Origin of the sequence: Natrialba asiatica DSM 12278 (assembly GCF_000337555.1) — an archaeon.
Lineage (GTDB): Archaea > Halobacteriota > Halobacteria > Halobacteriales > Natrialbaceae > Natrialba > Natrialba asiatica.
In genome coordinates this window covers 104,370-116,426 of record NZ_AOIO01000009.1, presented here as the reverse complement: position 1 = coordinate 116,426, position 12,057 = coordinate 104,370, and the positions used below count along the sequence as shown (strand labels likewise).

The following is a 12,057-nucleotide window of genomic DNA, read 5'->3' as shown; positions in this document are numbered from 1 at the left end:
CGCTCCTCCGAGGATGAGTACGGCGACGAACAGGATGATAGCGACGCTCGCCCATCGGTTGTCGTCCCTTTGGGTCCTCTCGGTCTCAGTCGGCTCCGTTGTCACTGACCTCCGGCCGATCACCCGCTCAACAGCGACGGCCACGCCCAGCGCGATAAACGAAAGGAACAGAAACGCGTCCGTCGAACCGTCGAGATCGACGAATAGCACCTGTAGAAGAAGAATCACGCCGCCCACCGGGATCCACCACCGCGACCCTAAATCACGGACGGCCGCACGCCCCCAGCCGTAGAGCGCCACCGGGAAGAGCACCGCTCCGTAGCCGAACACTAGCAGTATCGTGTAGACGCGTTCGGCTAGCGTGTACGGCCCGCCGGCGCTCATCGGCGCGACGATCGACTGCACGACCATGGGTACGAGCGCGCCCACGGCCGCGAACACGAGGACGACGATGCCGGTCACGACGCCACCGCCCGCGACCGCCGAGAGTGCGCCACGTCCGCCGTTTCGTTGGTAGGCCATCCCGACGATCAGCGGTGCGAAGACGGCCCCTGACTGCCACGAACCGGCGCTCAACGCTGCGGCCACGCCGGCGAGAAAGGGACGGTCACGAAGAACAAGCGCGAGGGATAGTGTACCGAAAAACAGCGCGTAAAACTGTGCTCTGACTCCCTCCAGAGAAAGGACGAGGAGTTCCGGGACGATCAGCATCGTCAGCCCAGCGGCGATCGCTGCCACGTGCTTTTCGGTCACGAGGTATGCAACCCAGCCGACGAGCAGGATACTGGTTGCGGCCACAAGCACCGTGAGTGCCGTTCCAAGGGCGTGCAGGACAAGCATGTTCCCGCCGGAAAAAACGGCGAGTACGGCCGTAATTGCGAACGGAACGGGCGGGTTTACGTCCCAGACGTCGACATACGGAACGCCGCCCTGAAGGATGTACCAGCCTGTGTGCTGAAAGAACGCGGGATCAGTTGCGATCGCGGGCCACCTGGTTTGTAGATAGTTGATCAGTCCGACGGCGAATAGCACGCCGACTATCGACCCGAGGACGACGAGCCACCCGGCGCGGGTTTCGGAAAGTGAATGCGTTGCCATTGTGAGCGATTCGATGGGGACGATCCGTCAGATTTGCTGGGAGACTTTCTTCGCGACGGCGAGGGCTCCTTGGTCCCACGCAACGCGGTGGTCGAGACCGGTCTCATCGTCGGCTTCGTTTGATTCGTCGTGTTCGAGGTACCAGTCGTACGTCTCGACGAGCGCCTCTCGGTTCGAGTACTCGGGCTCCCAGCCGAGCGCTTTCAGTTTCTCGACGGAGACGTAGGAGTCCTCGTGAGCCGTCTCGTAGACCCACGGGTACAGCGGCGAGAGGTTCAGGCGATCCAGGACGCGGAGGACCGCGACCGTGAGGACGGCAGGCGTTCCGATGGTGCGCTTGCCCGTACCCGCGTAGTCGATGGGGGCTTGAAAGTCCGCTTTCATCGTGGTAAATTCGTCAGTACCGACGTTGAACGTACTGTTCACTGCCTCCTTGTCGTCAGTGAGCAGCAGATCGATAGCGGTGAGGAGGTCGTGGACGTGTAGCAACTGGTATTGGTTGGTTCCCCATCCGACGAGCGGGACGTTTGCGCCGTCTTCAATCCAGTCGAACAGCACCTGAAACACGCCGAGTCGTTGAGGACCGATGAACGTCTTCGGGCGAAGGATGGGGACACAGAGGCCCATACGCCGGAAGTCCTCACATACCTTTTCGGCTTGTATCTTGGCCTCGCCATAAGGACCGACCCCCTCGAGTGGCGATTCCTCGGTGATGGGATGCGTATCGTGGGTCCCGTACACCGCTGTTGAGGAAATATAACAGACCCGTTCGACGCCGCCTTCGTGTGCCGCCCAGAGAACGTTTCGCGTCCCGTCGATGGTCGTCTCTCGGATGCGGTCGGCGTCCCACAGCGGGAGTGCGGCCGCGGCGTGCACGACGGCCGTGGCGTCGCTCTCCTCGAGCGCGTCGGCCACTGAGCGCTCGCTTCGCACGTCTCCCTCGACGTAGTCGATTCCGTCCGTGCCATCTTCTTCCTCGAATGGCTTGAGATCGAACGCGGTGACGTCCCATCCCTGATCGCGGAAGTACTGGCACGCGTGAAGGCCGAGGAATCCGGTTCCCCCCGTCACGAGAAGTGAGCCATTCGAGCGGTCGCGGGTGCGATTACCTCCAGGCATCGTGAATTAAACTACCCGTCCATACGGTACCTGAAAAGCGTATCGACGAAAAATACTGGCAGAAGACAGATCTGAACGTGAAACGTGTGCTGTTCAGCCCCCCGGTGAGGTCGCTCTCGTCCAGTAGTTTACTCACATAGATCAGTATGGCTTTGGCCGTAGCCACGCCATGAAATAGTCATATGAATTAGTGGAGTTGCGATTTCCATTACGATAGATCCGACGATCAGCACCCTCCGTTAATAGCTTGCAGAAAAAGAAATATGAGAGAGCCGGCACAATCTTTTTTGCTCGACTTGTGGGCAAGTCGATAGAGACTGATGGCTGGGGCCTATTCTCAAAGCCGGGTCGCAATAACTCTCTCCGGTTTGATCAAGGAAATTCGCCCGTGGCAATGGTACAAGCAGAGCATTCTGCTTTTGGGCCTCGTTTTTTCGGGAAGTCTCTTCGATCCGGCCGCCGTCATGAACGCCGCCATCGGGATCGTTGCTTTCTGTGCTATCGCAGGCGCGACGTACATCGGTAACGACATTAGCGACCTCAAGGAGGACCGCAAACACCCGCGGAAGAAACATCGCCCCATCGCCAGCGGACAAGTACCGATCGTCGTCGCGGTACCGTTCGCGGCGGTGCTGTTCGTCGGCGGTATCTCCCTTTCGGGCTACCTCGGGCCCCTGTTTCTCCTGACTGTCCTCGCGTATCTCGCGCAGAATGCGCTTTATTCCGTTTTCTTGAAAGAAGTCGTCCTCGTCGACGTGATGGTGATCGCTATCGGATTCGTGTTGCGAGCGATTGCTGGCGTGGTCGCCATCGACGTCTTGCTAAGTCCCTGGCTCGTCGTCTGTACGTTCCTCGGGGCACTAATGCTCGCGTTCGGCAAGCGCCGCCACGAAACAGTCGTCAACGACGATCCGTCCGCGTCACGGTCGATTCTCGCGGACTACACCGAGGAAATACTCGACCAGTTTCTCGTCGTCGTGCTGACTGCGCTGCTCGTCTCCTACTCGATGTACACGTTCTTCGGCAGCGGCATCTGGATGATGGCTACCCTTCCGTTCGCCTTCTTCGCGGCTTTCCGGTACTACTACCTCGCCCACACGCGGGACCTCGGCGGCGATCCGAAGTTCCTCCTCGCCGACCGCCCGTTCTTCCTCAACCTCCTCGTCTGGGGCCTCGTCGTCGTTGGAATTCTGTACGATATCCCGTTCGTCCTCGTCGAGATGTTTGCCTGACCATCAGCATGCCACGAACCCACTGACAACCATGATCCGTCGATACGATCTGCAAGTTCACACGGATGCTTCGCCCTGCTCGAGTACGCCACCCGAGCGCGTCGCCACGGCGGCGGCGGACGCCGGACTCGACGGCATCGCCGTCACCGACCACGATACGCTGGCCAATGTCGACGCTGTTCGGGACGCCACCCCCGAGTCAGTGGACGTGATCTCCGGGGTCGAGGTGACCACCACCGAGGGTCATCTCTTGGCACTCGACGTGACGGAGCCGCCGCCCCAGGCCGACCCGCTGACGGTGGTCGATCATGTTCACGAGCAGGGGGGTATCGCCATCCTCTCGCACCCGTTCGACTCGATGCGACAGTCCTACGAGATGAACCTTGACGCCCTCGCCGAAGCCATCGATGGAGTTGAGGCAGTAAACTCCCGCTGTGTTCGCCGCCGATTCAACGAGCGTGCTGCGGCGTTTGCGGCCGACCACGTCCTGCCGGCGACCGGCGGAAGCGACGCCCATTTCTCGATGGAGGTCGGCCGCGCGTATACACGCGTCGAAGGCGACGGGTCACTTGCAGACGCTGTACACGACGGGCGCGTGCAGCCGGTTGGTCGCGGACGGTACTTCTCGGGGCACGTCGCAACGAAGGTCCACCAGTTTCGCACTGCGTCCGGTCGCATCGTCGCGACCCTCTCACCGGGGGGATCACCGTGACAACGAGCAGTAAGGCTGTCGTCGACCGCGGCTGGACGGTTGTCCGCGACCATGGTATCTGGCTGACGGCGTTGCTCTCAGTCGTCGTCTTTCTCGGTCTCGTCGCCTACGCGGACATGGGCAATGTAACGGACGCTCTCACGGCGCTGGACTGGAAAACGTTTGGAGCTGTCATCGGCCTAACGACCCTCGGTTACGGCTTCCGGTTCGCCAAATGGCACTACTACCTCCGACGTCTCGACGTGGGCGTCCCACTCGAGGCCAGTGCTATCACATTCTTCAGTGGCCTGATGATGGTCGTCACGCCGGGGAAAGCCGGCGAGGTCTGGAAGGCGTGGTTCCTCCGCGGCACGCGTGGCGTCCCAGCGAGTAAGACCACCTCCGTTGTCGGCGCAGAGCGCATCACCGATCTCATCGCACTGAGCGCGCTGGCGGCGCTTGGCGTACTGGCGTATAGCCACTCACCGCTCTCCGTGATCGCTCTCCTCGGCACCATCACGGTCGGAATTTCACTCCTGCAGTGGCGACGGGGGTGTCTGGGGCTCCTAGAACGGCTCGAGTCGACCCCGATCGTCGGCGAGTACGCGACCGAACTTGAGCAGTTCTACGAAAGCGCGTACAGCTTGTTCCAGTTTCGCCCGCTGGTCATTTCGACGCTGTTCAGTCTTGTAGCGTGGGGACTTGAAGGAGTCGCCTTTTGGCTGGTACTCGATGGACTCGGCGTCAATGCTAGCGTCGTGATCGGCCTGTTCGTCTTCGGGTTTGGGTCGATTGTCGGCGCGGTGTCGATGCTCCCTGGCGGCCTCGCGGCGACGGAGGCGTCGATGGTCGGTGTGTTGCTCTCGATCGGCTACCCGGAAACCGTGGCGGCCGCCGCAACGATCGTGATCCGCGTGGGAACGCTGTGGTACGCTGCCGCGCTCGGAACGGCCACATTCCTCACGTACAAGGTGACGCGATGAGCGATTTGCAGCGACCTCCTCTTGTCGAATTCGGATTGTATCTGCTGATTTCACAACCCCGTTCGAGTTCGTTTCTGAACGGTTTACCTGGAGACGTACTACCGGTTTCACTACCGTTCTTGTGCCTGATCAAATCTCGGCGCAAAGTACATGTAAATACGTCTACAACCTGCGTGTCCTCGCTTGGACCCGAGCCTGTTCGTTTCTGGAATCGGCAACGCTCGACAACGCTCATCCGGACAAAACGGAGCCAGGACAGATGAACCAGTATACCCGTATCGCGATCGCTGTAGTCGTTATCGTCCTCCTGACCGCCTCACTCAGTGTTCAGGCAATCCTCATCGATCGCGAACCAAACGTCGTAAACGAGGACGATCGCTATCCCGGAAACACCCTCGTCGGCGTGCATTCGTATACCGACGATGGGAGGGTCGTCGAGCTAACACCCGCTGGCGATGTCGTCTGGGAGTGGTCGGTGTCTGACTCGCGCGTGTTCGGCGTCGAACAACTCGATGACGCGACGGTGTTGGCGGCCGTTGCCGTCAAGATGCCTGCTGAGGCGTGTGCCGAGGAGTACCTCGAATACGAGGAGCAAGACGACCACTGCGTCCAGAATCGCGTCGTCGAGATCGACAAGGAGTCAAAGGAGGTTATCTGGGAGTACAACTGGTACGATGACTTCATCGACTACCAGGAAGTCCACGATGTCGAGCGTCTCGATAACGGGGAAACGGCGATCATCGACATGGGTAACGATCGCTCGTTTACCGTCGACCGCGACGGCGAAATCACTTGGGAGTGGTACGCCGAGAACCACCTGACACCCGGTACGTCGTTCTACGAGGAGTACGGCGGTCCCGAACTGGAGGGCGAACACGACGACTGGACGCACATGAACGACATCGACCACTTAGAGAACGGAAACTTCCAAATGAGCATCCGCAACTTCGATTCGATCATCGAAGTCGATCCGGAGACCAACGAGATCGTCGATGTGATCGGCGAACCGGGGAACAAAACCGTGCTGGACGAACAGCACAATCCCCATCGTATCGAAGACGAAGGGACGATGGTCGTCGCCGACAGTCGAAACAATCGGATCGTCGAACTCGACCTCGAGTCCGGCGAGGAGATCTGGCGCTACACTGCCCCCGAGAACAACCCCCTACAGTGGCCTCGCGACGCCGATCGACTGCCCAACGGGAACACGCTTATTACCGACTCGCGAAACAACCGCGTGCTCGAGGTGGACTCCGACGGTGAGATCGTCTGGGAGTTCGACGGCGCCGGAACGGTTATTCCGTTGCCGTACGAGGCCGACCGGATCGGCGCCGGCGAACAGTCGGATGTGCCGCCGGGGGACGAACTGACTGGGCTCGACGAAGAACCCGGCGCTATCGAGTCGGCCGTGCAAGAAGGAGAGGCCATGGCGCAGTACGTCTTCCCGATGTGGATGCGCCTTCCGCAGATATTGCACGTGGTCGGTATCGCCCTGGGGGTGCTCTGGCTCTGTGTTGAAGGGTGTCTTATCGGGTGGCGACGAATTCGGGCTGCATTGGAGCAGGGCTAGACTCGCTATCAACTTGGACTCCGTGTTCTCAATTCGGTCCATCGAAGAACTGCAGGACTTCTCCAAGAACGTCAACGGGGACGAGGTCGGTAGAAGTGACAGAATATTCGAGGGTGTCATAGAACGCTACCACACCAGAGAGCAGGGTGAACGCTGAGGTGGAACGAGTTGAGCGACCCTGCAAGATGATCCTTGAAGACGGCTAATTTCTACCCGAAGTAACGCACAAATCTCGAGCATAAGACGTCATCACGCTCGCCCGTAATCCAGAGGTGTGCTCCTAGCGAAGGCCGCACTGAAGTGCTCAGAGAGTACATTTCAATCTCTATCTGGCCAGTCGCGATTCGTGTCACTGTCCTCGACGAGAACTACAGAAATCGTTGCAACTTCGACTCAATGCGTGTCGCCAACCTAGTAAGATTAATAAACAGTAGATTAGATAAGACAAATCAAGCAAATTGACTGATTGGCATGGGTGATGGAGATTCTGAAACAGATCGTAGTCAAGACTCACCTAATTTAGCTTATTCTGAAGTCGAATCAGAACAGGAGACAGAACAGCAGCCATCTCTCCCAGAAATTGAGGAATATGAGATTGAATCGCTTCGGTTTCTGTGTTCTGAATCCCGGGATGTCATTGATCATCAAATAGATGATCTTGACGATATTGACGACAAAGCGCTGCGAACAGTCCGGATTACAATGGTTGTCTTCGGACTATTGGTAGCTGCGGCGCAGGTTGAAGGTACAGATCCGATTTTCAATAGAATAACTGTCCTTGGTGGTGGATTGCTGCTACTATCTATAATTGCAGGTGCCGGAACCTATTCTGCCTCGGATTTGCACCTGGGGCCCGGCCCAAATTACCTTATTGATGTAATTTCGAAAGCAAATACGGAGAAAAAGGAACGGGTTGAGGCGTTAAGAAGTTGCGCATATTGGATGTATGAAAACGAGCGTATTGTCCGTCGAAACGGCACATATCTACTCGTAACACAGCTACTTCTGGTTCTTGGATTACTTTGCTTAGCGTACGGAGCATTTACTGGCGTAACTGATGAGAACCTTTATGAGTTTCTGGGAGGAATGATGGTCATATGAGGAAGAAAAATCGCCCAACACGAACCCGCCGTGCGGCGATGAGCCAACGGGGATACAAGGGACCAAAATTCCTTGCTCAATTCCTTTCACCGAACTCGGACGACGACTAGTTGCTTTAGAGTTGTTGTTTTCGCGAGAAAAACTCAGTTCCGTTTGCCAGGCCCTTTCAAGAGCTTAATGTCGGTAACCGGTAGATCAATGATTGGCCCATCGAACGTACGTCCATCGGTTCTATCCTGCACCACGACTAGTTTTCGCACCAGCGAGCGCCCTGTCTTGGCGTCGGCGACCAATTCGTCGTTGAGTACTTCGGTCACTCGTCGCCACCGCTGTTGGAACGGCGGATGAAGAGGTAACGAAGATTCATCAGCAATGGCCACTGTTCTAAGTGACGCTCACTACCGCTATACAACCGAGAGCTGAAGTCTAGCGAAATATCAATGCTGTCCCACACTAGTATCCTCTGAGAGTGAACTCGCCGAGTCTCGTGTACGTTGTTATCCCGGAGGGGTGAGAGACTTCGTCGGGCCGTCCTTCCATGAGGAGCCATGCAAGGACCTCTTCGCCTTGGATCGGTTCGTCGTCGACGTACTGTGCTGGGTGGTAGAAACTAAATTCGGCTTCGGAATCGAGTACACGGATCGCTTCACCGATTTCGTCTTCCTTGGGGCGGACAACGACGACCTCCTTGAGATCGTCAAGTGCCAGCGTAATGCTCTCGGGGCCATCGGGATTTCGGAACCTGACCAGCGTCTCCTCATCGCCCTCGAGGTAGAACTCGGTCTCCGGCGTGGTCCACTCGCTCCCGCCGAAGATCTGCGTCTCGACGCCGTCTGTTGTCCCCGGTGTCGGCCGTGTCACCCACTTTGAGACGTAAAATATCGTCGGACCGTCGTACTCCTGATCACGATAGGTCTCGAACTCCGTCACGTAGCCCGGGCCTTGGCGCTGCCAGACCGGCATGAAGACGCCGTCTTCGTAAAAATCATAGTTGATATAGTAGTTGTAGGGTGCAAACCGGTGGCCGGAGTGAAAGTCACGAGCGTTAGGGACAGCCCCGGTATGGAAGTGCGTCCGAAGGCGGAACCCCTGTGGGTGGGCGGGTGTCTCCGGATAATCCGTCTTTCCGAGCACCCCCGGACCGCCGAAGTCGGGGCTGTGAATGTCCCAGTAGAGCAGTTCTCCGCTGAAGACTGGCTCGTCGGTGGGGAACATGAACTCGAAGGTATTGCGGCCGTTCCGTTCCGGAAGGGCGTAGCCCGTCGACGTGCTTACGGGTGCGATGTACTCGAACACCGGCGTTCCGTTGTAGCTGGCATTGACCTCTGCGCCGACCGTACGCGGGCCAGACCACTCGACGGTCCACCCTGCTTCCTCGATGATCTCATCGGGTTTTTCGATGCGGTGAAAGCCATTTGGGGCTGTAATCTGCGGCCGTTGCATCATCGGTGGTTCCGGCACGTAACCGAGAACCGTCTCGCCGACCGGGTTCGTCTCCCGGGCGATCTGCTGAGGTGGATGCTCGGTGAAATCCTCGATGAGGACGACATCTAGGAGTTCGATGTCATCGCCCGCAACGTGGATGAACGTGCTCACGACGTTGAGCTGGCCGTCCTGCATTACGTAGTACATCGAAGGCGAGACTTCTCCGTGGGGGAAATCGCTGTAAGCGGTGATGATCTCTGCGGCCTTCTCCATGGGATACCAGTCGTTCCCTTCAAGATGGTTCCAGACCTCGTCGTGATCTAGGACGAACTCGTGGCGTTTACGTCCTTCTTCGTCTGGGTAGTCGCGGTTCCACGTCACGTCGAGAGGGTCAGTGATGTGGAGTCCGCGTAGTTCCTCCGTTCGACGGTCGACGAGCCCGTAGGCGACCTGTCGCTGTTCCGCTGTGACCTCGAACTCTCCAGACTCTCGGCCGCCGTCGACACTCATTCCAGTTGTTCCCTGAATGCTGATAGCATCGAGACGGTTAGTCAACGGGTCGTACGCCTCGAACGAGGCCACCCAGTCACTTGCCAAGTCGTTGACTGCGGGATCGGCAAGCAATGTTTCGGCGGCCTGCCGTTTCCGATATCCCCATAGCTCCTTGTATCCAAAGTCACTAACATCGCGGGGGCCGATCCGACGTGCGTCTGTGATCTGCTCGTTTGGCTCTGGCGGCTCCTCCGGTGGTTCATCTGCCTCCGACTTCCCTTCGACATCCCCCTCTGAACACCCTGCGAGGACGCCCCCTGCTGCGACGCTCATTGTTGCTACAAATTGCCGTCTACTGATATTCCGTATTCGGCCGTGTGTGGGTTGGTGTACCATACCAAATAATGCTAACCGCCCGCCTTATATTTTGTTCCATATAATGAGTGAATTAACCAAACGGGGACTTTTACTGTTACTTACCTATAATCAGAATTACAAAGTGGAGGAACGCGAAAGTCTGCGAGGGGGTAACAGGCGAGATATCTGCTGACATCCAGGGCACACATTTTAGCCCGGAACAGTCGCCCAGAGTTCGGAAAGCGCCAACACGCCGATTTTCCAGAGAACTCCTGGGCTGAGATTTAGGACCTGCTCCACAATCCGATGTATGTATCGTCAGGGTGTTGCGCCTGTAAACCGACGAGTTGCTCAATCGCTTCGGTGGTAGACAGTTCTGAACGGTGAAGCAGTAGCTGACGGTCCAGCAGAGCTCGATTGAGTGTCCGCCGATCGAGAACGTCACCCGTCATCGATATCGACGGAAGAACTTCCGGATATCGTCGAGCAGGAGATCCGTCTCCTCCATCGAAGCGAAGTGGCCGCCGCGGTCGAATTCTGACCAGTGTACAATGTTGTTATTGTCTCGTTCTGCGAGGGTTCGAATTGCTTGATTGGGATCGATGGGAACTTGGAGTCTTCCTGTTTGACTGCGAGAGCGGACGGTTCACACCGAGAGAACAGGCAGACTGCAAACCCTAATATCCCAACGTTCGGGATTCCACGGCCTTCAGGCCGTGGGGATGTCAAGAATGTTCGAAGTGAAGTGGATCACACAATATCTGAAAGCATGAGAACGCTGAAAACAGAGACACCGAGGGCGAGGGCAGCGATACCGGCGATGAAGAGTGTATTGGTGTAGCCGACGCGTGAGGCGACAGCAACGAACACTGGTGGGCCGAGAGTCGTTCCAAATTGAAGAACACTCGTTCGGATACTCATAATTCCGCCACGAAACGCATCAGGAGCGAGAGTGTTCAATGCTGTATCAGTAATTGGTTCCGCAAATCCCTGTCCGATACCGAACAGAAACAGTGCGCTGGCAAGAACAACAACTGAGGGAGCGAGTGCAGCAAGCGTCATACCGATACCGTAGGTCACAAACCCGAGTGTGATGAGCCGCGGGGGCGAGAGATGGCGAATGAGACGAGACGCCTGTGAAGACGTCATCCCCATCGTCACCGCCGGGAGTCCGAGCAACAGCCCGATCGTTCCGGATGAAAGGCCGTAGGATTCATCGAGAATGAACGGGATGACCGTGAGCTGTGCGCCATAGAGAATAAAGAAAATGCCGAAAATAGCAATGTACAATCCGAAAGCAGCCCGTGTTGGCACCGATTTCGCTGCATTAGCGACATACGAGAGTCCGGACGAGTTCACGTTACTCTCAGGTTCAGGGAGGACTGCAGACCCGGCGACGGCAACGGCAATACCGAGTGCGAAGCAGACGAACGGCGCAGCCCACGAGAGCAGTGCAAGGCCACCACCCAGTAGGGGGTAGCCAGCTGCGCCGATGGCGAGGATCGCTGCGTTCAGTCCGATGAGACGACTCCGTTGTTCTCCCGAAAACAGGTCGCCGAGCAACGTCACGGTGAGACTCATGATGGCACTGCCGGCAGTTCCCTGTACGACGCGGAGACCGAGAAGCGTCGTGAACCCGTCGACAAACACGACTGCAATGCCACTCACGCCAAACAAGAATAGCGAAGGGACGAGCACACGCTTGCGACCAACACGATCGGCGATGAGCCCGACGAACGGCGTGAGAACGATGCCGGGCAAGGTAAATGCCGAGATGAGGAGACTCGCTTGGCTCGCCGAGATGTTCCATGCCGCCTGAATCGTCGGCAGTGCTGGGCTGATGAGGGAGACGCCCATCACACTCACGAGCGTACTCGCAAAGATAATGAGGACCGTCTGTGATCGCTGGATGTCTGCAAGTGGGTTGGAGAGATGAATTCTCATAGGTGCTGTCGCTTGAAATTCGCTTGTCGAACTTTTTCTAGGTTA

The 12,057-nt window shown here is 57.5% G+C and carries 9 protein-coding genes; 5 read left to right on the top strand and 4 right to left on the bottom strand.

Annotated features, from left to right (window positions below):
* Together C481_RS03135 and C481_RS03130 are read right to left on the bottom strand one after the other, a co-directional pair.
* Positions 1-1,098 (bottom strand): DolP-mannose mannosyltransferase (locus C481_RS03135; protein WP_006107470.1); only part of this gene is annotated, 1,098 nt, incomplete at its 3' end.
* A gap of 27 nt (positions 1,099-1,125) precedes the next feature.
* A complete protein-coding gene (locus tag C481_RS03130) occupies positions 1,126-2,217 on the bottom strand; it encodes an NAD-dependent epimerase/dehydratase family protein (protein WP_049904388.1) in 1,092 nt (363 codons plus the stop codon).
* Between the two features lie 320 nt (positions 2,218-2,537).
* On the opposite strand from C481_RS03130, the gene C481_RS03125 reads away from it, so the two are divergent.
* From C481_RS03125 to C481_RS21585, 5 genes are all read left to right on the top strand, one after another.
* Entirely contained in the window at positions 2,538-3,449 is a 912-nt protein-coding gene (locus tag C481_RS03125) for a decaprenyl-phosphate phosphoribosyltransferase (RefSeq protein ID WP_049904387.1), read from the top strand.
* A gap of 31 nt (positions 3,450-3,480) precedes the next feature.
* Entirely contained in the window at positions 3,481-4,161 is a 681-nt protein-coding gene (locus C481_RS03120; protein WP_006107466.1) for a PHP-associated domain-containing protein, read from the top strand.
* Positions 4,158-5,123: a lysylphosphatidylglycerol synthase transmembrane domain-containing protein gene (locus C481_RS03115; RefSeq protein ID WP_006107464.1), complete on the top strand. Its 966-nt coding sequence runs from the start codon at positions 4,158-4,160 to the stop codon at positions 5,121-5,123. The genes C481_RS03120 and C481_RS03115 overlap by 4 nt, the downstream gene beginning before the upstream one ends.
* A gap of 259 nt (positions 5,124-5,382) precedes the next feature.
* On the top strand, positions 5,383-6,693 hold the full coding sequence (locus C481_RS03110; protein ID WP_006107463.1) for an aryl-sulfate sulfotransferase: 1,311 nt from the start codon (positions 5,383-5,385) through the stop codon (positions 6,691-6,693).
* Between the two features lie 471 nt (positions 6,694-7,164).
* Positions 7,165-7,794, top strand: coding sequence for a hypothetical protein (locus C481_RS21585; RefSeq protein WP_152422138.1), 630 nt, complete (start codon positions 7,165-7,167; stop codon positions 7,792-7,794).
* A gap of 453 nt (positions 7,795-8,247) precedes the next feature.
* Here the strand turns inward: C481_RS21585 and C481_RS03105 are convergent, their stop codons facing one another.
* A complete protein-coding gene (locus C481_RS03105) occupies positions 8,248-10,044 on the bottom strand; it encodes a hypothetical protein (protein ID WP_086009690.1) in 1,797 nt (598 codons plus the stop codon).
* Positions 10,045-10,818: 774 nt separating this feature from the next.
* The gene (locus C481_RS03100; RefSeq protein ID WP_006107460.1) at positions 10,819-12,012 is read right to left on the bottom strand and encodes an MFS transporter; all 1,194 of its coding nucleotides are present in this window, start codon (positions 12,010-12,012) and stop codon (positions 10,819-10,821) included.
* Between the last annotated feature and the right edge of the window lie 45 nt (positions 12,013-12,057).